We start from the raw sequence: 22,487 nt of genomic DNA, 5'->3' as shown, positions 1-22,487 counted from the left end.
GAACTTGGACATTTGATCAACTCCTGATTCTATTCCTCGCGCAAAGGATTACGTCGTGAAGATCAGTCGACGCAGTGTGCTGGCCGGAGCTGCGGCCGCACCGGCGATCGCAGCACTTGCCGGAACTACCGCCGAAGCACTGCCCCGTTCAATCTCCTCACCAGCCCGCCGTGCCCCCTCCGGCCAGGGCTTCCGCGTGGGTGTCGGCCTCTCCGACATGACCGGCCCCGTTGCCGAGAACGGCATGATGGGCTATTCGAGCTTCGAGCAGCGCGCGGAAGGTCTGCACCAGCGGACCCGGGTGCGCGCGTACATCTTCGCCGACGCCCAGGACAACCGAGTCGTCTTCGCCTGTGCCGACACCTGCATGGTGTTCCAAGCCGTGCACGACGCTGTTCTTCGCCGCCTAGCCGAGAAGTACGGCAACCTCTACACCGAGAAGAACGTGATGCTCACGGCCGTACACTCGCACGCCGCGTGTGGCGGTGCGTCGCAGGATTATGCGTACAGCCTTGCGACGCTGGGCTTCCAGCCGCAAGTGTTCGACGCCGAGGTCGACGGCATGGTCGAGGCGATTGTCGCCGCGCACGACAATCTGGCCGCGGGCACCGTCTCGTATGGCCGCAGCGAACTGAAAGATGCCAGTGTCAACCGCTCGCGCGCCGCGTTCGAGCGGAACCCGCAGCGCGACAGGGACTACTATCCGCTCGGAATCGACACCTCGATGCGGGTGCTCAAGATCAGCCAGGGCGGCGACAACATCGGTGGCATCGGCTGGTTCCCCACTCACGGCGCGTCGCTCACCAACGATAACCATCTGATCTCGGGCGACAACAAGGGTGCCGCAGCGTACTTCTGGGAGCATGACATCGCCGGGGTGCGCTATCTCGACGGCAAACCCGGATTCGTCGCGTGCTTCCCGCAGACCAATACCGGCGACATGTCCCCCAACCTGGATCTCGAGCCGGGTCGCGGCCCCACCGACAACGACTTCGAGAACACCCGGATCATCGGGGAACGCCAGGTGGCCGCGGCCCGGACCGCATTCAAATCGGCGACACCGCTGGCCTCCACCACCGTCGACAGCCGAATCATGTACCTGGACATGGCGGATCAGCTCGTCGACGGCAAGTACACCTCGGACGGCCAGCCGCGCCGCACCGCACCGGCGTGCATCGGCGCCGCGATGGCCGCGGGCAGCACCGAGGACGGACCGGCCATCGAAGTCTTCACCGAGGGCACCCGCAACCCGGTGATCGACGCCCTCGGCGGCATCGACACGCCTACCCCACAGTGGCTGGCCGACGCTCAGGCCCCCAAGCTGGTGCTGGTCCCGGTCGGGCTGCTGCCCCCGGACGGCTGGGTACCGCACGTGCTCAAGATCCAGCTCATCCGGATCGGCGACGTCTACGTGGTCGGCGGTCCGGCCGAGTTCACCATCGTCTCGGGCCTGCGGATCCGCCGCACCGTCGCCGAGGAGCTCGGTGTCCCGCTCGAGAACGTCATCTTCCAGGGCTACGCCAACGCGTACTCGAGTTACTGCACCACCCCCGAGGAGTACGACGCGCAGCAGTACGAAGGCGGTTCGACGCTGTTCGGCCGCAACACCCTTCCCGCTTACCAGCAGGGCTTCGCGACACTCGCCGCAGCGATGAAGACCGGAGCCGAGGTTCCCCGCGGACCGGCGCCGCGCGACCTGTCGGGATTCCAGCCCGGATTCGGACGCGACTACCCGTTCGACGAACCGCTACCGGGCCGCGCGTTCGGCGACGCAATCCTCCAGCCCGCGGGCAACGTCGGCGCAGGCCGGCAGGTCGCCGTCGAGTTCGTCACCGGCCACCCCAAGAACAACCTGCACCGTCGCGGCACGTACTTCGAGGTGCAGCGCCGCGACGGCGACCGCTGGGTGCGGCACGCCGACGACGGCGACTGGGCCACCAAGTACCACTGGCGCCGTGAGGGTTCCAACGCCTCGGTCGCGCGAATCACCTGGGACGTCCCGGCGGGAACCCCGTCGGGCACCTACCGGATCCAGCACTTCGGCGACCACAAGGCACCGAACGGCGCGGTCTTCCCCTTCACCGGGACGTCGGCGGAGTTCACCGTCGGCTGACACCTCCCCAAACGACTGAAAGGTCCCTTCACACGCGTACAGCGCATGAAGGGACCTTTCAGTCAGTGATCGTGGCGCCGAACTCAGTGGGAAGCCGCGGCTTCCGCCCCGATTCCGGTCTCCGCACGGACGAGCATCTCGGCGAACTTCTCATCGGAGGCCGCCCGTGAACCGACTCCCCGCTCCCCCGCCAGCGAACCGACGACACAGGCCAGAAGGCCGAGCGGCAGCGTAATGACCACCGGCAACTGGATGTGCAGCGGTGCCGGGCCACTACCCATCCACAGCGCCTCGGTGAGCATCAGGCTGACGATCGTCGACACCAGTCCGACGACAATTCCCCACACCGCACCGGTGCTGTTGAACCGGCGCCAGTTCAGGCTCAACAGCAGGCTCGGCAGGTGAGCGCTCGCCGCCACCATGAATGCCATGCCCATGAAGTACGTGATGTTCGTGCTGTCGCCGATCGCCATGGTCAGCAGGATCGCGATGACACTGAGGCCGACCGCGCCGAATCTGGCGACCTTCGCATCCCGTGCGTCGTCGGCAGCAGTATCCGCGACGACATCCGCACTGTTCCCGCGGTCGCGGCGGGTCAGCGTCGGCCACACGTCGCGCGCGAAGGTACCGGCGGCCGAGATGACCACACCGGCGACGACCGCCACGATGCTCGCGAACGCGACCGCCGAGACCAGTGCCAACGCGATGGACCCGCCAACTGTTCCGATGCCCCCACCGAGTTCGGTCACCAGCACTGGTGCAGCGAGATTGCCTCCGGGACCGACACGTTGAGCGCCACCGTCACCGAGCACGGCCGCGGCGCCGAAGCCCATCAGCACCACGACGAGGTAGAAGCCGCTGCACAGGGCGACGGTCCAGCCGAGCGAGCGCCGCGCGGTGGCGGCCTCGGGCACGGTGAAGAAGCGAATCAGGATGTGCGCCATACCTGCCGTACCGAGCGCGAAGGTGAGGCCGTACGAGATGAGGTTGACTGCCCCGCCCGAGGCGAAGATCAGGCCGGGCGAGAGTACGGCATCACCGGCGACGGCGTGCTCGGTGGCACTCGACAGCACCTTCGGGAAGCTGAAGCCGAACTTCGACAGGATGCCCAGGCCGACGATCAGCGCGAGAATCGACAGGATCGACGACTTGATCACCTGGACCCAGGTGGTGGCGAGCATGCCTCCGACGAAAACATAGATACCCATGAGGCTTCCGGCGACAATCACCGACAGCCAGAATGGGATCCCGGATACGGACTCGAGCAGCACACCGGCCGCCACGAGCTGCGCCAGTAGGACGAACATGCCGGTCGTGATGGTGCTGAACGCGACGACCACCCGCACCCGCCGCGCCTGGGTGCGGAACACCAGCACGTCCGCGAGCGTGTACTTGCCGACGTTACGCATCTTCTCCGCGAGCAGGAACAGTACGGGCAGGAACGAGACCACCGACGCGCACAGGATCACCGTCCCATCCACACCCTTGTAGAAGATCAGGCCCGTTGTTCCGAGAAAGCTTCCAGCCGAGATGAATTCGCCCGCAATCGCGAATCCGTTCTGCCAGCCGGTGATTGAGCGGCCGGCAGCGAAGAAGCCGTCTGCGCTACGGCTTCGACGCGAGGCAGCGAAGGTCACCCACAGCGTCAGGGAGATCACCGCCGCGCAGATGGCGATGGCGAGGAAATCGGGTTCGCCGGTCATGCCACATGCTCCTGTCGATACTGCTCGATGGCCGTGAGAGCTGCGTCGGCCGCGGGCTGGATGTAGGTACGGGTAAGGCGGAAGTACAGGTAGACCAGCACCCAGGTGCCGGCGAACTGGGAGAACATCAGCCACAGCGACAGCGGAATTCCGGCCATCGTGGTGCCGCCGAGCTGATCAGGGAAGTACGCGAAACCCAGCAGGAAGGTGGCAAGCAGCGCGATAGCCGCGCCGCCGAGACTGTTGGTCAGCGCGCGCCGACGGCGGCGCAATTCGACGAACTCGGCGACGGTGAGCATGTCGGTCCATCGCACGTCCGGAGCCGAACCCGTGCGGTCCCCGTGGACCGGCGCGCTCACGGATTGACCGCCGCACGCCGCGCGGTGTCCAGTGCAAAGAGGTTCTCGTCCCAGCCTGCGGCGAGGGGGCCGAAAAAGTGGAACCGGACCTGTTTGACGCGGTACATCCAGCGACCGTCGACCCGGACCACCTGATCCTCGTAACGCCCCGCTGCGATCGACGGAGCGCCGTCGGTGACGCACGGCTGCCACAGGAACGATCGAACGGTGGCGCGGTCTCCGTCGAGCTCGATCTCCATATTGGTGATGAAGTGCCAGAACGCGGTGAGGCCGCCGTCGGCCAGGCCCGCGAAGAACTCGCGCATTTCTGCGCGGCCCTTCGGGTGGGACAGTCCGTCGAACTCGCCATCCTCGGTGAACAGGTCCATCAACTGGTCCCAATCGCCGTCGTCCAGGTGGCGGCAATAGCGGGCGTCGAGCTGGCGGATCGCCTCGATGTCCTCCAGTCGGCGGATCCGGGCTTCGAGTCGGTCTTCGGAAGTGCTCATGGGGGTAAGCCTCCTCGTGAGGGGAATGAGCGGGGGCATGGGGGAAGTATTCGACACAGTTTGATTAACGTACGTTCATGTGATGCAGACCATATGACTAGTGGCCCGATTTGGTCAAGGCCCCTGGGCGAGTCCTTGATCAGCGGGGTCGTGCCGCTCTACCCTCCGAGGCATGAACACTCGATCGGGCGCGAACGCCCTGACCAGGACGCGTGGCACGGCGCACGAGGGTGTCCGCGAACGCATCCTCGAGACCGCACTCGACGAGTTCTACACCGCCGGCTTTCACGGAGCGACCATGCGGAACATCGCCACCAGCGCCGGTTGCAGCGCCGCCAACGTCTACAACCACTTCGAGAACAAGGCCGAACTGCTGGTCGAAATCCTGCGGGCCGCCAGCGACGAACAGTTCACCGCCACGCGCAATGCCCTGCGCAAAGCCGGTTCCGCACCAGCCGATCAGTGGCGGACCGCCGTCACCGCACACGCGCTCTACACGGCCCGCAATCAGCGGGCCTGCCTCGTCGCCAACACGGAATTGCGTTACCTCGAAGAGATCGACCGCAAGCGGGTCGTCGGATCCCGTGACGCCCAGGAGCACCTGTTCGTCACGATCGCCGAGGAAGGCATCGCCCAAGGAACATTCGATGTTCCCCACGTTCACCAAGCAGTGACCGCAGTGCTGACCATGTGCGCGGGAATCGCACTGTGGTTCCGCCCAGACGGCGCACTATCAGCTCAAGAGGTCGCCGACACGCACGGCGTTTACGCCCTCAACCTGGTCGGATACCACGCTCCCTGAGCCAATCCGGCACCACGGTCCCGCCGTCGTCAATCTCGCAGTCCGTTGACTCGTCCCGCGACCACATGCTCTACTTGGTTAACAAGCGTTAATCTTTACTAGGGAGAGCGCATGACTCACCGACCTTCACAGCCGCGTGTCGATTCACCGCGGTACCTCACCGAGGAACGCCTCGCCATCCGGGATCTGGCGCGCGAGTTCGCCATGAAGCAGGTACTTCCGGTCGCCAACGAACTCGACCCGGTGCAGGGCACGATTCCCGATTCGCTCAAGCAGGCTATGGCCGACATCGGCTTCTTCGGAATCATGATCCCCGAGGAGCACGGTGGCCTGGGCCTGGGCGTATTCGAATACTGCCTGGTCGCCGAGGAACTCTCCCGCGCCTGGATGAGCGTGTCGGGCCTGCTGGCCCGCGGCAACGGGATGGGCGGCGGCTTCACCGCCGAGCAGGAAGCGGCGCTGCTGCCCAAGGTTGCGCGCGGCGAATACCTCGGCGCGTACGCGCTGTCGGAAGCAGAGGCCGGATCGGACGTTGCGAACATCTCGTGCCGCGCGGTACGCGACGGTGACGAGTGGGTCGTGAACGGCACCAAGATGTGGTGTACCTACGCCGACGACGCGGACTACCTCGTGCTGTTCGCCCGCACGGATCCGAACAGGGATCCGGCCAAGCCGCACCGCGGCATCAGCGCCTTCCTGATCGAGAAGGAGCGCGGCTCCTTTCCCGACGGCATCTCCGGTAACAAGGTCCGCAAGATCGGCTACTTTGGTTGGAGCACATGGGAGTTGGCTTTCGACAACTTCCGGATTCCGGCCGGGAAGATGCTCGGAGAGGAAGGCAAGGGCTTCTACCTCGCCGTCAGCGGTCTCGAGGTGGGCCGCGCGCACACCGCCGCTCGCGCGATCGGCCTGGCGCGCGCCGCGCTCGAGGACTCGATCGAGTACGTCCACACCCGTCGTCAGTTCGGCAAGCCGATCGGCGATTTCCAGCACCTGCGGTTCAAGATTGCCAAGATGGCCGCCGACATCGAGGCGGCCCGCCAACTGATGTACTCCGTCGCCACCGACATCGATACCGGTCGACGCTGCTCGCTCGAGGCGTCGATGGCCAAGCTGGTCGCCACCGAGATGGCCGAACAGGTCACCAGCGAGGCCGTGCAGATCCACGGCGGCGCCGGCTACACCACCGACTTCCAGGTCGAGCGGCACTGGCGTGATGCTCGTCTGACGAAAATCTTCGAGGGCACCAGCGAGATCCAGATGCGGATCATCTCCGACGAGCTGCTCGGTCGGGCCACGTCATGAGCCCCGGCACAACCTCAGGCCACACGCTTCGCGTCGGGACACAGACGCAGAGCCGATACGCCCGGGTCAACGCCCTACTCGCCGAGTCCGGCATCGCTCTGCCCGCAGGCACCTCGCTCCTGGGTCCGGCTGTGGCCGAACTGCTGACGCCGCCCCCCGGCACCTCCTCAGGAGTACGGGAGTACCTGTCGTGGCGCGCGCACGATCCCATCGAGCCGGACGACAGCGTCCGCACCGAGTCCATGATCACCCGGGTGGTAGCAGACGGCGACACGACGATCGTGGTACGTCGGGTTGTCCTGCGGGACAATGTGAACGCTCTGCGCGAGGAGGCGGTCGAGACATGGCAGCTTCGCGATGTCGGCACCGCCCTCGCCCTGCCCGCCACGGACTTCTGCACCGACCGGTGGGGCGTACTCGTGCGTGACTCGCTCGCAGCAGACCCCGACTTCGCATCGTCCCTGGCCACGTGGGACGGGACCATCGGGCTGCGCTGCGACGACCGTGAGATCCACCTGCGCGTCTACCGCGGCCGGATCATCGACGTCACCCGGCGCACCCCCGGCGGCGCGACCTTCACGTTCGTCGCGCCGGGCCACACCTGGGTGGATGTGATGCTCGGCGAACGCGACGACTTCATGCGCCGCGCAATTGCCGGCGAGTTCTCCTCCACGGGGAACGGTTACGAGTATCTGCGGCTGACCAAGCCGCTCAACATCATCATCGCGCACGCTCGCACGATCGCTCAGGAGGCACAGTCGTGATCGAAGCCCGCTACCTGATGATCGACTCGGCGCTGGGCTTCGTCGAGATCGTTCATCCGACAGCCGGATCCACTGTGGCCGAGGCTGACGCACCGACCGTGCTGTGCATCCATACGGCCGGACAGAATGGTGTGCAGTGGCGTCACGTCGCTTCTGCGCTCGCAGACAAGGGATACCGGGTGATCGTGCCCGACCTACCCGGCCACGGCCGATCGGAGCCCGCCGTCGGCGGCCCGGTCGTCGACCTCACGGTGTACGGCGACTGGCTGTGGAAACTGCTCGACGCCCTCGATGTCGAGCGCCCGTTCGTGATCGGCTGTTCGATCGGCGGCAAACTGACACTCGAACTTGCCACGCGACCGGAGCGCCCCCTTGCCGGCGCCATCGCCATGGCCGCCGAGGCCGGGCCGGGCCGGGTGAATGTGGCCGGCCTGCGACGGGAACTCGAGGACGTCGCCGGACCGTCACGTGGCGAACGCACGTACCTCGGCACCCTGGCATCGGTGGGCGACAGCGTTCCCGCCCACCGGGCAAATCTGATCGCCACCATGCACCGACGCGAAGATCCGATGATCTCGTCCTCCGATCTGATCGGCTGGGGCATCCACGACGTCCGCGACCGGCTGTGCCTGACCACCTGCCCCGTGCACATGGTTGCGGGAGAGCAGGATCCGTGGATTCTTCCCGACACGGTCAAGACCGACTCGTCCCGCATCCGCGGCGCCCGCTTCACGCTCCTGACCGGCATCGGCCACTATCCGATGGAGGAGGTCGAGGACTTCGCCGACATCGCATCCGGGTGGCTGGACGAACTGGCGGAGCGTGCCGCGCCCGAACGAGTGGAGGCCGCATCATGACCCGTGTGACACTCGCATCGTTCCTCGACGAGTTCGTCGCCGCAGCTCCCCAGGCGACCGCAGCAATCGACCTGATCGGTACGGACCCCGTCACCAGCACCCGAACTCGACTGCGCGACCGTGTCCGCGTCCTCGAGGCGGAACTGGCCGAGGTCGGGCTCCGGCGCGGACAATGCGTCGCGGTATTCCTGCCCAACTGGTCCGACACCGTGGTCTGGCAGTTCGCGGCGTCTGCGCTGGGGGCCCACGTCATCGGTATCAACACCCGCTACAACATCGGCGAGGTCGAGCACGTGCTCCGCGCCACACGGCCCGCCGTGGTGGCCGTTGCCGAGAACTTCCACGGTCTCGACCTGTTCGGCATGCTCGGCCAGGCGCTGTCGGCCACCGCTGGTGAAGTTGATCCCCCGGCGGTCGCAGTCGTGCGGGCGCCCGGCATCGCACTGTCGTCTACGGCCGATTTCGACTCCGCGGCATTCGATCTCGGATCCGGTTCATGGTCCGCCGGTAGCGGCGACACGCGCCGAGCGTCGGCGCCTCGCACGCCCTCGACCGCGACCGTGACCGTGGCGGGTGCTCTCGGCGACCCCGACGATCCCTTGGCCGTCGCCTTCACCACGTCGGGCTCGACGGGCACCCCCAAACTGGCCGCCCACCGGGAATCGGCGGTGGTGCGCCATGCGCGTGCCGACGCTGCAGGGATGGGCATCGTCCCCGGCGACGTGACGCTGTGTGTGCTGCCGCTGTCCGGAGTGTTCGGCTTCAACACCGCGATGGCGACGCTCGCAGGCGGCGGCGCTGTCCTCATGGTTCCGGTATTCGACCCCGTCGAAACCCTGCGCGCCATGGAGTCCGAACGGGTATCGCACATCGTCGGCGGTGACGATCTCTACGGCCGGCTCCACGACACATGGTGGGACGTTCGCGCGGACCTGTCCTCGCTGGAGTGGCTCGGCATCGCAGATTTCCTCGGGCGTTCTCACGAGATCGCGCGCTGGGCGCGGGACGAGTTCGGCGCCCTCACCACCGGTGTGTTCGGGTCGTCGGAAGTCTTCTCGCTCATGCTCTTCTGGAACTCCGACGATCCGGAATCGGTGCGGTGGAACGGCGGTGGACGTCCGGTGAGCCCCGAGATCTCGGTGCGCATCGCCGACCCGTACGACGACTCCGTCACGCCCGACGGTGAGCAGGGCGAACTCCAGGTCCGCGGACCTAACGTCGCGGACGCGTACCTGGGCAACCACGAGGCGGCGGCCCAGTCGTTCACGGCGGACGGCTGGTTCCGCAGCGGCGATCTCGCGGTCGCGACCGGAGACGGCGGCTTCACCTATGTGTGCCGGGCCGGAGATGCGCTGCGGCTGCGCGGATTCCTCGTCGACCCCGCCGAGATCGAGACCCGCCTCGCCGCACACGCCGGCGTCCAGACCGCGAAGGTCGTCGGGATCACCGGGCCCGGCGGCTACGCGCAGGCCATCGGGTTCGTCGTTCCCGTCGAGGGTTCGGCGGTCACTGCTGCCGACCTCAGACAGTGGTGTGCGGACTCACTGGCCGCATTCAAGGTGCCGTCGGCCGTGCACGTGATCGAGAAGATGCCCACCACCGTGGGCGGGAACGGTACCAAGATCCGGGCAGTCGAACTGCGCGAGTGGGCGCAGCAATGGACCGATCGTGAAAGGGATTTTCGCAGTGAGTAACTCACCGTCAGCAACCGATATCGTCGTCTGCGAGCCGCTGCGTACCCCCGTCGGGCGGTACGGCGGGGTGTTCCGCGATGTTCCCGCCGCCGACCTCGGTGCCCGAGTGATCTCGGAGCTCCTGCGGCGCACAGGGGTTGCCCCCGAGTCCATCGACGACGTCATCTTCGGCCAGTGTTACCCCAACGGTGAAGCCCCGGCGATCGGCCGGGTGGCCGCCCTCGACGCCGGCCTGCCGGTCACCGTGCCCGGCCAGCAGCTGGACCGGCGTTGCGGCTCCGGTTTGCAGGCGGTACTCGACGCGGCCATGCGAGTCCAGACCGGCGTCGCCGATCTGATCATCGCCGGCGGCGTCGAATCCATGAGCCGCGCCGAGTATTACACCGAATCGATGCGCTGGGGCGCCAAGGGCGCTCCAGCGGCCCTCCACGATCGCCTGGCCCGAGGACGCGTCACCGCCGGCGGCCGAAACCACCCGGTGCCCGGCGGCATGCTCGAGACCGCCGAGAACCTGCGCCGCACCTACGGCATCGGCAGGCAGGAGCAGGACGAGCTTGCCGCAGCATCCCACCAGAGCGCCGTGGCGGCAATCGAGGCAGGGCTGTTCGCGGAGGAGATTGTGCCCGTGGATGTCCCGGTCAAGGGTGGTGGTACTGACACCGTCACGCGGGACGAGCACCCCCGCTCCGACACCACCGTCGAATCGCTCGCCCGCCTGCGTCCGGTCATGTCGAGGACCGACCCGGACTCGACAGTCACCGCAGGCAACTCCAGCGGCCAGAACGACGGTGCCGCAGCATGCCTCGTGACGACGCGAGCCAATGCGGAGCGGCTGGGACTCAATCCACTCGCGCGCCTGGTCACATGGGCCGTCGCAGGCGTGCAGCCGTCGGTCATGGGTATCGGTCCGGTCCCTTCCACCGCCCGCGCACTAGAGCGCGCCGGACTGGAGCTGTCCGCAATCGATCTGATCGAACTCAACGAGGCCTTCGCAGCACAGGCCCTCGCGTGCATGCGGGAGTGGAACTTCGGCCTCGCCGATCACGAGCGCACCAACGTCAACGGATCGGGCATCTCGCTCGGCCACCCGGTCGGTGCCACCGGCGTGCGTATCCTCGCCACTCTGTTGCGTGAGATGCAGCGCCGCGATGCACGCTACGGCCTCGAGACGATGTGCATCGGCGGCGGGCAAGGACTGACCGCGATCTTCGAGAGGGTGTCATGACCGCACGGCCACTGGACGGTATCCGCGTCGTCGACATGTCATCGTTCGTCGCCGGACCCACCGCCGGACGCGTTCTCGCCGAACTCGGCGCCGAGGTGATCCGGGTCGATCCGATCTCCGGCGCGGTCGACGGCGCCCGCTGGCCCGTCACCGACGACGGCGCAAGCCTCTACTGGGCCGGCCTCAACCAGGCGAAGAAGTCGGTGACCGTCGACCTGCGCAGCGCGGCCGGTCGCGACTTCGTCACCGACCTCGTCGCCGAGGCCGGGATCCTGCTGGAGAACGCAGCACACGCGCGGTGGCTGGACAACGCCGTCCTCACCCAGCGCTGTCCCGGTCTGATCCACCTGCACATCGAGGGCCATGCCGACGGCGCTCCCGCCGTCGACTACACCGTCAATGCCGAGGTCGGGTTACCGCTCATGACGGGGCCGCAGGGTTCCGACGCCCCTGTCAATCATGTTCTGCCCGCATGGGATCTGCTGACCGGGCTGTACGCCGCAGTGGGGCTGGTGACGGCGCTGCGCCGGCGCGAGCAGACCGGGGAGGGCGCGTATCTGCAACTGGCGCTGGGTGATGTCGCACTGTCCGCTGTTGCCAGCATGGGCTGGGTCGCGGAGGCCGACCGCTGCGGTACCGGGCGCGCACGACAGGGCAACGCGCTGTTCGGTAGCTACGGCGCCGACTTCCCCACCGCTGACGGCCGCGCCGTCATGGTTGTGGGCTTGACGACCGGCCAGTGGCGTGCACTCGTCGACGTCACCGGCACTGCCGACATCTTCTCCGCCTTCGAACGCCACCGCGGGCTCGACCTGAGCGTGGAGGCCGATCGGTACGCGGCCCGAGACGCCGTCACCTCCATCCTGCGCCCCTGGTTCGAGTCCCGCACGCTCGAACAGATAGAAACCGAGTTCGACGGAACTCGCGTTCTGTGGAGCGCGTACCGCACACTCGCGGAGGTTGCCACGGATATCCGCCAAACCGCGGGTGACGCCGTCGTTCAGGAGATCGATCAGCCGGGCATCGGGGCCATGCTGACCTCACGTTCCCCGCTCCGGTGGTCCGGTGTATATACCGATGCCGCACCGGCTCCGACGTCCGGAGCACACACCAGGGAGGTGGCCGCGGCTGCCGGACTGGACGACAGCGCTATCGACGCCCTCGTCGACGCGGGCATTCTCGGGAAGCCAGGGACGATATGAGCAGTCCTACGACTCCCGTCCGCCGCCGATGCACCCTGGTCGCCCCGGGCTCGGACGAACGCAAGATCGCCAAAGCTCTCGAATCGGCCGCCGACGAGGTTGTGCTCGACCTGGAAGACGCGGTCACGTCCGCGCGCAAGGATGAGGCGCGTGCCCTGGTGTGCCGGACTATCCGGGAACTCCGGACCGGTCGATCGATCTCCGTCCGCGTCAACGGCCTCGGCACGGAGTGGGCACGGGACGACCTCAGAACGGTCGGGGCGCTCGACGGCGTCGGAATCGTACTACCCAAGGTCGACACCGCGGACGACCTGATCACCGCCGACCGACTACTCGCCGAGCTGGGCTCGACGGCCCGGCTGCAGGCACTGGTCGAGACGCCGCAGGGAGTTCGTTCGATCGACGAGATATGCAGTGCCACTGGACGTCTCGAGGCCGTCGTGATCGGGTACGCCGACCTTGGAGCAGCGCTCGGTCGAGTTGGCGGGTATACGGCCGAACGTTGGCTCCACGTCCAGGACCGGATCCTGATCGCCGCCCGCGCCGCTGGTATCCAGGCAATCGACGGACCACATCTGTCCATCCTCGACGACGCCGGCTTCCGGGCTGCGGCGCAGTGGACCCGCGATCTCGGCTTCGACGGAAAGTGGGTCATCCACCCCGGACAGATCGACGCAACCACCGAAATCTTCACGCCCACAAGCGCAGCCGTCGAGCACGCTCGCCGAGTTCTCGATGCCATGGCCGAGGCCGAGACCACCGGAGCCGGGGCCGCGCAACTCGACGGGCACATGCTCGACGAGGCCGTCGCGGTGGCCGCTCGACGCGTACTGGCACAGACTGGAGGCTGAGGACATGACCGGACCACACTTCGTCGGGGGACCCTACTTCGACGAGTTGACCGTCGGCATGGTGTTCGACACCGCGCCCGGCGTCACCCTCACCGACGGACTCTCCGCCGCGCATCAGGCCATTCTCGGCGACCGGATACGACTGGCCCTCGACGCTCACCTGTCTCGGGCGGTCACCGGGTCCCGGACCGCGGTTGCGAACCCAGGCCTGGTGTGCGACATCGCCATCGGGCAGTCGACGCTGGCCACCCACCACGTGAAGGCCAACCTCTTCTACCGGGGGCTCCACTTCCACCGGTTCCCGCACCTGACCGATACTCTGTACACGCGAACGGAAGTGGTCGGACTACGCGAGAACTCAGCGCGTCCGGGCCGGCGACCCACCGGTCTGGCGGCGCTCCGGATGACGACGACCGACCAGGAAGATCGGACCGTCCTCGACTTCTATCGGTGCGCGATGTTGCCGTTGAGCGACGCCCCCGACCCGGCACGTGTCGTTCACGCTGCCGATCTATCCTCGATCGGACCGTCCGGCGTCCCCGCATGGTCGATCCCCGAGGGTTGGGACATGAACACCTATCGGCACCGGGTTCCCGGCGAGCACTTCTCCCCAGATCTGGTCGGTGCGGAGTTCACCAGCAGCGGCGACGCCGTCACGAGCGCTCCCGAACTGGCCCGGCTGAGCCTGAACATCGCCGCCGTCCACCACGACGAGCGCATCAGCGGGTCCCGCTTGGTCTACGGCGGACACACGATCGGAATTGCGCTGGCGCAAGCAGTCAGGGCGCTGCCGAACCTGGTGACCGTGTTGGGCTGGCAGTCGTGCGACCACACCGGTCCGGTCCAGGAGGGTGACACCCTCACCAGCACCCTGCAAGTCGTTCGTGCCGACCTGATCGCTGACGCGTGGGCCGTGCAGCTGCGCTCGGTGGTGCATGCTCACGGCGACGCCGGGGCCGATCGCCCGGTGCTGGATTGGCACTTCACCGCCCTGATGGCCTGAACAGCTCGCTCGCCGAACGGTTGAATGGTCCCTTCGCACGCTCGTAGCGTACGAAGGGACCATTCAACCTCACCCCCGATGGGCGGAACCTACAGCCAGGTGTCCTCGCTGGCGGTGGTGAGGAACGCCTCGAGGTCGTCCCGCCACGGCGCCGGCACCGTCTTGTCCGGCTCGATTCCGGTGTACTGCCCGCGGTAGAACAGCAATGGCCGCTCGGTCTTGATCTCACTCATCGAATGCACCCGCCCGAAGACCACATAGTGGTCACCGCCGTCATGCACGGTCTCGACCGTGCAGTCGATGTGAGCGAGCGATCCGGTGAGGATCGGCGATCCCAACGGTGATGGTGTCCAGTCGATTCCAGCGAACTTGTCCGGCTCCCGTGACCCGAAGCGGGCGCAGGTCGACTGCTGTTCCTCGGCAAGGACATTGACACAGAATCGGCCGGACCGTTCGATCGCCGCCCACGACCGCGACCCCTTCGTCGGGCAGAACAACACCAGCGGCGGCTCCAGTGACAGCGCCGCAAAGGACTGGCACGCGAATCCGACGGGCTCACCGTCGTCGACGGTCGTGATGATCGTGACGCCGGTACAGAACTGACCGAGGACGGTCCGGAACTGGCGCGGATCGATCTCCGCGGCGGTCTCCGACGTCCCCGGCGCCTCCTGCGCAGTCATTACTTCATTCCCACCGTGAAGTCGTGGCCCCACAGGCTCACTGCCGTGCTCTCCCGGGCAATCCAATTCTCGTCCTCGACTTCGAGCCCCTCACAACCGAACTCGATGTCGAATCCGCCGGGCGTCTTCATGTAGAACGACAGCATCAGATCGTTGACGTGGCGGCCCAGAGTCGCCGACATCTTGACCTTCTTGCGTAGCGCGCGATCGAGGCACAGTCCGACGTCGTCGGAGTTTTCCACCTCGACCATGAGATGAACGATCCCGGTGGGATTCGGCAGCGGCAGGAACGCGAGGCTGTGGTGGCGCGGGTTGCAGCCGAGGAAGCGCAGCCACGCCGGGTCGCCGTCGGCAGGACGGCCCACCAACTGCGGAGGCAGTCGCATCGAGTCCCGCAGTTTGAAGCCGAGTACGTCGCGGTAGAACCGCAACGAAGCCTCGTCGTCGTTGGTGGTGAGCACGACATGGCCCAGACCCTGCTCGCCGGTGACGAACTTGTGCCCGTACGGGCTCACGATCCGGCGGTGCTCGAGTGCCGCCCCATGGAACACCTCGAGGGTGTTACCCGAGGTGTCCTCGAAGGTGATGAGTTCGACGACACGACGGTCCTTCAGCTGATCGGCCGTGCCCTCCTTGAAGGGCACGCCGGCGGCGCTCAGGTTGTCCCGAACCTCCTGAAGCTCTGCGGCATTGGCAGTCTCCCAGCCGGACACCTGCAGCCGGTCGCGCTCGCCGGGCACGATCACCAAACGGGCGGGGAAGTCGTCCATTCGCAGGTACAGGGCGTCGGGATTGGTGCCCTTGCCCTCGATCATGCCGAGAACTTTGAGTCCGTACTCGCGCCAGGCGGCCATGTCGGTGGCCTCGACGCGCATGTACGCGAGTGAACGAATACCCATCAGTTGCCTCCATCTCGGGCGGAGCCTCGGGCAATGTCACTGTCGAGCAGGAAGTCGCCTGCGAGCCGGTTGAACTCGTCGAACTTCTCGAGCTGCGCCCAGTGACCGCAGCCGCCGAACACATGCAGCTGCACCCGCGGGATCATCTTGAGTGCCACCAGGGCGCCGTCGATCGGGTTGACCCGATCCTCGCGCCCCCAGATGAGCAGCACACGCTGGCGCAGCTTGTAGGCGTCGCGCCAGAGCATGCCGAGCTCGAAGTCCGCGCTGGAGAACGACTTCCCCATCGCCTTCGCAGCCGCCAACGACTCCGGGGTGCTGGCCGCGGCGAACCGCTCGTCGATCAGCTCGTCGGTGATCAGCTTCTGATCGAAAACCATGATCCGCAGGAAGGCCTCGAGGTTCTCCCGCGTCGGCTGGTAGCTGAACTTGCCTAGATTCTTCACGCCCTCGGTGGGGTCCGGAGCGAAAAGGTTGACGCTCAGGCCGCCGGGGCCCATGAGCACGAGGCGTCCCGCGCGGTCCTGGTAGTCGAGCGCGAACCGCACTGCGGTGCCACCACCGAGCGAATTACCCAGCAGGTGAACGCGATCGGTGATCTCGAGCGTGTCGAGCAGGTCCTTCAAGGCCGATGCGCTGTGCACGAAGTACTGCGGGTGGTCGGTGGGCTTGTCCGACCGACCGTAGCCGGGCTGATCGACCGCAATCACGTGGAACTGCTGCGCCAGAACAGGGATGTTCTTCGAGAAGTTCGACCACGACGACGCGCCGGGCCCGCCGCCGTGCAACAGCACGATCGTGGGACCGTTGCCGACGCCAGCCTCGTGGTAATGCAGCTTCAGGTCCGGGCGGACCTGAGCGAAACGGGACGTCGACTCGTACGTGAGCTCTTCGGTAATCGTCATTCGAGCCAGCCCCTAGACCATCGTGTCGGTGAGCGGCAGGCCGAACTCGGCTCCACCGAACATCACGTACGCGCGCTCGGCGTCGTTCGCAGCGTGCACCCGGCCGGCATGGGCGTCACGCCAGAATCGCTGGATCGGAGTGCCGTTCGCGAGCGCGGTGGCGCCGGAGTTCTCGAAGAGCAGATCGATCGAGGCGATCGCGCGGCCGGTCGCCCGCACCTGGTCGCGGCGCGCGCGCAGACGCAGCTCCATCGGAACCTCCTCGCCCGCGAGCAGGTGAGCGTACTCGTCGGCGACGTTGCCGGACAGCTGACGCCACGCGGCATCGATGTCGCTGGACGCCTCCGCGATCCGCACCTTGGCGAACGGATCGTCCTTGGCCTTCTCGCCGGCGTAGGCCGCACGCACACGCTTGCCCTGATGCTCGACATGAGCGTCGTAGGCGCCGTATGCCATACCGACGATCGGCGTCGAGATGGTCGTGGGATGGATGGTGCCCCAAGGCATCTTGTAAACCGGAGCGGTGTTGTGCGCGAGACCCGGAGCGGTGAGGTCGCTCATCGCCTTGAAACTCAGGAAGCGGTGCCGTGGCACGAAAACATCCTTGACGACGACCGTGTTGCTGCCGGTACCGCGCAAACCCACCACATTCCAGACATCGTCTATCTGGTAGTCCTCGCGCGGAATGAGGAAGCTGCCGAAGTCGACCGGACGCCCGTCCTTGATGACCGGGCCACCCACGACGACCCACGTCGCGTGGTCGCTGCCGGACGACCAGGCCCATGCCCCGTTGACCTTGTAACCACCCTCGACAGCCTCACCGGCGCCCATGGGCGCGTATGACGAGGAGATCCGGACATCGGTGTCCTGGCCCCACACGTCCTCCTGCGCCTGCTGGTCGAACAGCGCAAGGTGCCAGTTGTGCACACCGATGATCCCGGCGACCCAGCCGGTGGAGCCGCAGGCGCTCGCAATGTTGCGCACCGCGGTGTAGAAGGTGACCGGGTCGGCCTCGTAGCCGCCCCACTGCTTCGGCTGCACCAACCGGAAGAAGCCGGTCTCCTGCAGTGCCTTGATGGACTCGTCGGGGATACGGCGCAGATCCTCGGTCTCCTGCGCGCGTTCACGCAGCGCCGGCAGTAGTGCGTCGATCCGCTGCATCACCTCAAGGCTGTCATGGTCACCCACTGGACGCTCCCGTCTGTAAGAGATGTTCACTTGTTCCTGAGACTAGAACACGTTCCCATCCATGTCGAGGAAACCTCGAATCCAGCGGTAACAGGTGTTCCATGCGGATCCCCGGCCGTTGAAATCTAGCGAAATCCGATGAAGTTCTATAACGTGTTCTACTGACAGCTAGAAGGGATGTGAGGTACTGATGGCGCAGATTCGTGAGATCGACGTGGGAACGCTGCAAACGCGTTTCGCACGAGGCTGGCACTGCCTCGGCCTGACCAAGACTTTCAAGGATGGCAAACCACATTCAGTGGAGGCCTTCGGCACGAAGTTGGTGGTCTTCGCCGACAGCAAGGGCGAGCTCCAGATCCTCGACGCGTACTGCCGTCACCTGGGTGGGGACCTGAGTCAGGGCACGATCAAGGGTGACACCGTCGCGTGCCCGTTCCACGACTGGCGCTGGAACGGTAAGGGTAAGTGCACCGAGATTCCCTACGCCCGCCGCGTGCCACCTATCGCGAAGACGCGTGCGTGGATCTCGCTCGAGCGGAACGGGCAGCTGTTCGTGTGGAACGACCCGGAGGGAAATCCGCCGCCGGCAGACGTCACCATCCCCCGGATCGAGGGCGCCTACAGCGACGAATGGACCGACTGGACGTGGAACTCGATGCTGATCGAGGGCTCCAACTGCCGTGAGATCATCGACAACGTCGTGGACATGGCCCACTTCTTCTACATCCACTACGCATTCCCGACGTACTTCAAGAACGTCTTCGAGGGCCACCTTGCGTCGCAGTACCTCAACACCAAGGGCCGCCCGGACATCGGCATGGCGTCGCAGTACGGCGGCGACTCTCTTCTTCGGTCGGAGGCCTCCTACTACGGCCCCTCCTACATGATCAATCCGCTGTGGAACAGCTACAGCGGATACGAGGTCGAGAGCGTCCTGATCAACTGCCACTACCCGGTCACTCCTAACTCGTTCGTGCTGCAGTGGGGCGTGACAGTCAAGAAGCCCACCGGCATGGCCGATGAGATGTCCACCAGGCTCGCGGAGAAGTTCACCGAGGGCATCAGCGCGGGCTTCCTCCAGGATGTCGCGATCTGGAGGAGCAAGACCAAGATCGAGAATCCGCTTCTCTGCGAGGAGGACGGTCCGGTCTACCAGCTGCGCCGTTGGTACGAGCAGTTCTATGTGGACGTCGCGGATATCACTCCCGAGATGACTCAGCGTTTCGAGTTCGAGGTCGACACGACCAAGGCGAACGAGGCGTGGCACCGCGAAGTCGAGGAGAACCTGGCTCGGCAGCAGGCCGAGAAGCAGCAGAACGCCGAGGTGTAGCGATGGGAACTTCGACCGGGCCGGACGAGCGCAGCGCGAGCTGGGCAAAGGCTCCGGACTTCGCCGGGCAGCCGGCCCGTGTCGAGGCCATCCATGCTCAGACCGTTCTGGACAAGCAGAACTATCTCGATTCGGGACTGCATCCCATCGAGTGCCGTACGTGCGGTACCCACGTGCTGGTGCGAAAGAACAGCTTCAAGCACACCAGTGTCCAGTGGACATCGGATCCCGCCGAGAGCTGCCCGACGTTCAAGGCAGCCGTGGCGGCAGGACACATCACCGCCCTCCAAGACGGCTGTCCCAGACTGCGTGACAGCATCAATCACGCAGTGATGGAAGGCTTCCTGGACGTTCCGGACGACACCAGGCGCTGAGCGATCTGATGAGTGTGGCCCCCTCGAGAGGCGGAGTCTGCGCGTCGCATTGCCCGGCGTTTGCCCCGGGTGGCAACGAACGCGATCAGGCGGCGGGATCACGGGATCACAGCAGACCGAGTCGCCGGGCCTTTGCCAGGGCGTCCTGCCGCGAATTCACGCCGAGCTTGCGATACGCGCTTCGGAGCTGACTTTTCACAGTGTTGGGCGAGACGAACAGTGTGGCAGCAACTTCTGCTACCCCGGTGGCGTCCCCGAGTGCCCCCAGCACCACCCGTTCACGATCACTCAGTTCGATCACGGGGACCGATTCGGGGAAGATCCCCTGAGCGTAATCGGGGGCCAAACGAACCCACGCGCCGGGAAGTTCGGCGTCGAGAGCAAGCGCCTCGAGAGCTGAGGCCGGCAGGGCGGCGAAGGACCGCAGCGAACCGGTCTGCTCCGCGAGTGAGAGCACGCGGCCGAATGCCCGCCGCGCGCGATCGACCCGGCCCTGGTCGAGATGTGCCAGCGTTTCGACTACGGCGACGTCCATCTGCAACCTCGTGAATGACGGCAGTTTTCGCCCCAGCAACCGACATTCCGCCAGGGCCGCGGCGGGGTTGCCGGTGAGCAACTCGATTCGTGCGCACGCAAGACGGACGAAGGAGTGGTCCTCGTGACTGCGGGTAACGAGGACCCGCGCCTCGTTACCCCTGCCCATCGCGCACAGAAGCTCAGCCTCCGCGGCAACGAGCAGGGGTGCCGCGGCCGACGAACCGGTCATCCATCGGCCGAAGATACTCTCAGCTCGATGAAGATGCAGGCGTCCTCGCTCCGCATCACCGGTCAACAGTTTGTACTGGGCCTGTGCGTACTGCGCAAACGCCCAGAATTCGTCGTTGTCGAATGTCCTGTCCAGCTCGGCGAGTGTGCTCTTGGCACACACCATGTCGAGCCGCTCCAACGCGATCAGCGCCCGCGCAATCTGCCCGGGCACCCTGATCAGGTCGGCGAGCCTGCCCGTCGCTCCCTCGTGGCGTTCCTCACGCGCGATCCATTTTTCGGCATGTACCAGTTCGCCGGCCATCGCGAAGTGCAGCGCGAGCAACCCAGCGGCCTTCTCGGCGATCCAATCGAAGCCCGCTGTCGCACCCGCCATGTAGGCAGATCGAAGGGTCGTCACCGCTTGCTCGTAGTGCCCCGACAACTGCAGGGTGATCCCCCATTGCAGTTGGAGCGCAGACCTCTCCGGATCGCCCACGCCATGTTCGGGTGCACGTTTGACAAGCTCGGCCATCCGTTTCGTCAGTGCTGCCGCGCGGTCGTACTCACCCGCGATCCGAATGCTGATCGATTGAACTGTTCCGACCGAGATCGCCCCCGCCAGATCCCTTGACGAACTTGTCAATACAGGATCATCCAAGTCGACCACCGATTCGAGGGCCAACGCCCAGCCGGCACGATATCCCAGGAGCATCTGCCGAGCGGCGCTCATCGTCGGCTCCCCCTGCACCGCATACTGGGGGAGCGCCAATATCGTTTCCACGAGCAGCATTCCGTGATCGGGAAGCAGTTGGAGCCAGCCTCGTTTGAGGATGACAACGACCAGATCCCAATCCTCGGCCTCGGCCGCATGCAACAGTGCCGCCGAGTAATTCCCCTCGGCGAGCAGAAACCGTGCCAGGCGCGCGGACGCCGGCAGCGGGCGAGTCGTCGTGGCGACGCGAGTCCTTCGCATCAAAGCCTCCCGCACCGGCGGGAACATCTTCCACTCCAGCACTCCCGGTATCGGCGAGCGCATCAGAATCCCCGCGTACTCCAGGTCGATCAGGCGCCGCAGGCTGTCCCCGTCGCTGCTGAGCATGATTGCTGTTCGTGGTGTCAGGTCGACCGCAGTCGAACTGGCGATGAGGAAGTCCGCCGATTCTGCGACAACAGGATCAGCCATGATCGTGTTCTCGACATACGAATCGATGACCCGCTGGAGGGAAGCGAGCGCGCGACCCCGATCCGCGGCAAACTCGCCCCCGAACGCGCGCGCGATAGACATCGCCGTGCCCGCCAGCACGGGGAGACCGTCGACCAGTTCGCGGATCCGATCAGTGACTTCCCGCCCCAGATCGAGGTCGTTCTGCTCGAAGAATGCGGCCGTCTCGCCGGCCGTGAACCGAAGATCGGCATACGAGACGACGTACCGGCCGAGATCGAGTTGATCGAGAGTGCCGAAGTGCACGACAGTGCGCACCATCGCGACGGCGCGCACGTGGCCGAATCGAAAGAGGACCTCCGAGATCCTGTCCCTGAATAGTGGATCCGCGACCCGATCCGGATGATCGAGCACCAGTACGACCGGCACATCGACGTCGGCGAGCGAGCTGCAGAAGGTCCTGAAGGCGTCCTCACTCGAGGCGGTGGCGTCCTCTGCCGCAGCAATCCCAGCGGCCCGTGCCGCGGATGCTACGGAACGCCAATACACACCGGAATCGCAGCGCATCTCGGGCTCAGGTACCGAGACGACGACCCGATGCGGTTCACTCGCTGACGACGCGCCGAGCCATTGCGAGACGAGAGTGCTCTTCCCCGACCCGCGGGGTCCCCGGAGAACGGTGAGCGCCGAGCCACTGTCGAGTGTCGCCTGTAGCCGAGGACGGTCGAGGACCAGGCCTCCCGATCGGAACGGCCCACTCCCCCAATTCCCCCTGTGCATACCGGCTCCGTCGACATCCATCCCCGACAGACGAATTAGAACACGGCCAGTTTACG

At 66.0% G+C, this 22,487-nt stretch carries 20 protein-coding genes; 12 read left to right on the top strand and 8 right to left on the bottom strand.

Annotated features, from left to right (window positions below; all coding sequences use genetic code 11):
- The first annotated feature begins 55 nt into the window (after positions 1-55).
- Positions 56-2,113, top strand: a complete 2,058-nt coding sequence (locus ERC79_RS15110) for a neutral/alkaline ceramidase (RefSeq protein ID WP_131579255.1) — start codon at positions 56-58, stop codon at positions 2,111-2,113.
- An 83-nt stretch (positions 2,114-2,196) separates the two neighbouring features.
- Here ERC79_RS15110 and ERC79_RS15105 read toward each other — a convergent pair whose 3' ends face one another.
- Genes ERC79_RS15105 through ERC79_RS15095 form a run of 3 tightly spaced genes read right to left on the bottom strand, consistent with a single transcriptional unit; the run spans position 2,197 to position 4,663 of the window.
- Entirely contained in the window at positions 2,197-3,816 is a 1,620-nt protein-coding gene (locus ERC79_RS15105; RefSeq protein WP_131579254.1) for a cation acetate symporter, read from the bottom strand.
- Positions 3,813-4,115, bottom strand: coding sequence for a DUF485 domain-containing protein (locus ERC79_RS15100; RefSeq protein ID WP_131581180.1), 303 nt, complete (start codon positions 4,113-4,115; stop codon positions 3,813-3,815). The genes ERC79_RS15105 and ERC79_RS15100 overlap by 4 nt, the downstream gene beginning before the upstream one ends.
- A 56-nt stretch (positions 4,116-4,171) precedes the next feature.
- Positions 4,172-4,663, bottom strand: coding sequence for a nuclear transport factor 2 family protein (locus ERC79_RS15095; RefSeq protein WP_131579253.1), 492 nt, complete (start codon positions 4,661-4,663; stop codon positions 4,172-4,174).
- A gap of 172 nt (positions 4,664-4,835) precedes the next feature.
- Here ERC79_RS15095 and ERC79_RS15090 point away from each other — a divergent pair, with 172 nt between their 5' ends.
- The 9 genes from ERC79_RS15090 to ERC79_RS15050 all read left to right on the top strand — a co-directional run bounded on the left by ERC79_RS15090 (position 4,836) and on the right by ERC79_RS15050 (position 14,366).
- On the top strand, positions 4,836-5,465 hold the full coding sequence (locus ERC79_RS15090; RefSeq protein ID WP_131579251.1) for a TetR/AcrR family transcriptional regulator: 630 nt from the start codon (positions 4,836-4,838) through the stop codon (positions 5,463-5,465).
- 111 nt (positions 5,466-5,576) lie between these two features.
- Positions 5,577-6,770, top strand: coding sequence for an acyl-CoA dehydrogenase family protein (locus ERC79_RS15085; protein WP_131579250.1), 1,194 nt, complete (start codon positions 5,577-5,579; stop codon positions 6,768-6,770).
- Positions 6,767-7,534 carry a hypothetical protein gene (locus tag ERC79_RS15080; RefSeq protein ID WP_131579249.1) on the top strand — a complete coding sequence of 256 codons (768 nt, stop codon included), beginning with the start codon at positions 6,767-6,769 and terminating at the stop codon, positions 7,532-7,534. The genes ERC79_RS15085 and ERC79_RS15080 overlap by 4 nt, the downstream gene beginning before the upstream one ends.
- On the top strand, positions 7,531-8,391 hold the full coding sequence (locus ERC79_RS15075) for an alpha/beta hydrolase (RefSeq protein ID WP_131579248.1): 861 nt from the start codon (positions 7,531-7,533) through the stop codon (positions 8,389-8,391). Before ERC79_RS15080 ends, ERC79_RS15075 begins: the two co-directional genes overlap by 4 nt.
- Positions 8,388-10,085 (top strand): AMP-binding protein, encoded by a 1,698-nt coding sequence (locus tag ERC79_RS15070; RefSeq protein WP_131579247.1) that lies wholly within the window; start codon positions 8,388-8,390, stop codon positions 10,083-10,085. Before ERC79_RS15075 ends, ERC79_RS15070 begins: the two co-directional genes overlap by 4 nt.
- On the top strand, positions 10,069-11,310 hold the full coding sequence (locus ERC79_RS15065; RefSeq protein WP_131581178.1) for an acetyl-CoA C-acetyltransferase: 1,242 nt from the start codon (positions 10,069-10,071) through the stop codon (positions 11,308-11,310). Before ERC79_RS15070 ends, ERC79_RS15065 begins: the two co-directional genes overlap by 17 nt.
- On the top strand, positions 11,307-12,512 hold the full coding sequence (locus ERC79_RS15060; protein ID WP_131579246.1) for a CoA transferase: 1,206 nt from the start codon (positions 11,307-11,309) through the stop codon (positions 12,510-12,512). Before ERC79_RS15065 ends, ERC79_RS15060 begins: the two co-directional genes overlap by 4 nt.
- On the top strand, positions 12,509-13,363 hold the full coding sequence (locus ERC79_RS15055) for a CoA ester lyase (RefSeq protein ID WP_131579245.1): 855 nt from the start codon (positions 12,509-12,511) through the stop codon (positions 13,361-13,363). The genes ERC79_RS15060 and ERC79_RS15055 overlap by 4 nt, the downstream gene beginning before the upstream one ends.
- Before the next feature lie 4 nt (positions 13,364-13,367).
- A complete protein-coding gene (locus ERC79_RS15050; RefSeq protein ID WP_131579244.1) occupies positions 13,368-14,366 on the top strand; it encodes a MaoC family dehydratase in 999 nt (332 codons plus the stop codon).
- Between the two features lie 89 nt (positions 14,367-14,455).
- Here the strand turns inward: ERC79_RS15050 and hsaB are convergent, their stop codons facing one another.
- The 4 genes from hsaB to hsaA are packed head-to-tail and all read right to left on the bottom strand — an operon-like array spanning position 14,456 to position 18,038.
- Positions 14,456-15,046, bottom strand: coding sequence for a 3-hydroxy-9,10-secoandrosta-1,3,5(10)-triene-9,17-dione monooxygenase reductase subunit (gene hsaB / locus ERC79_RS15045; RefSeq protein ID WP_131579243.1), 591 nt, complete (start codon positions 15,044-15,046; stop codon positions 14,456-14,458).
- Positions 15,046-15,945 (bottom strand): iron-dependent extradiol dioxygenase HsaC, encoded by a 900-nt coding sequence (gene hsaC, locus ERC79_RS15040; protein WP_131579242.1) that lies wholly within the window; start codon positions 15,943-15,945, stop codon positions 15,046-15,048. The genes hsaB and hsaC overlap by 1 nt, the downstream gene beginning before the upstream one ends.
- Positions 15,945-16,850 (bottom strand): 4,5:9,10-diseco-3-hydroxy-5,9,17-trioxoandrosta-1(10),2-diene-4-oate hydrolase, encoded by a 906-nt coding sequence (gene hsaD / locus ERC79_RS15035; protein ID WP_131579241.1) that lies wholly within the window; start codon positions 16,848-16,850, stop codon positions 15,945-15,947. The genes hsaC and hsaD overlap by 1 nt, the downstream gene beginning before the upstream one ends.
- 12 nt (positions 16,851-16,862) lie before the next feature.
- Entirely contained in the window at positions 16,863-18,038 is a 1,176-nt protein-coding gene (gene hsaA / locus ERC79_RS15030) for a 3-hydroxy-9,10-secoandrosta-1,3,5(10)-triene-9,17-dione monooxygenase oxygenase subunit (RefSeq protein ID WP_131579240.1), read from the bottom strand.
- Between the two features lie 190 nt (positions 18,039-18,228).
- On the opposite strand from hsaA, the gene ERC79_RS15025 reads away from it, so the two are divergent.
- Positions 18,229-19,368: a Rieske 2Fe-2S domain-containing protein gene (locus ERC79_RS15025; protein ID WP_131579239.1), complete on the top strand. Its 1,140-nt coding sequence runs from the start codon at positions 18,229-18,231 to the stop codon at positions 19,366-19,368.
- 2 nt (positions 19,369-19,370) lie between these two features.
- A complete protein-coding gene (locus ERC79_RS15020; RefSeq protein WP_131579238.1) occupies positions 19,371-19,742 on the top strand; it encodes a hypothetical protein in 372 nt (123 codons plus the stop codon).
- Positions 19,743-19,848: 106 nt separating this feature from the next.
- On the opposite strand, the gene ERC79_RS15015 is transcribed toward ERC79_RS15020, so the two are convergent.
- Positions 19,849-22,431, bottom strand: coding sequence for a LuxR C-terminal-related transcriptional regulator (locus tag ERC79_RS15015; RefSeq protein WP_165497137.1), 2,583 nt, complete (start codon positions 22,429-22,431; stop codon positions 19,849-19,851).
- Positions 22,432-22,487 lie beyond the last annotated feature (56 nt).

The organism is Rhodococcus sp. ABRD24 (genome assembly GCF_004328705.1).
Classification (GTDB): domain Bacteria; phylum Actinomycetota; class Actinomycetes; order Mycobacteriales; family Mycobacteriaceae; genus Prescottella.
The sequence above is the reverse complement of the archived record's forward strand: the minus strand, read 5'-3'. Positions and strand labels throughout refer to the sequence as shown.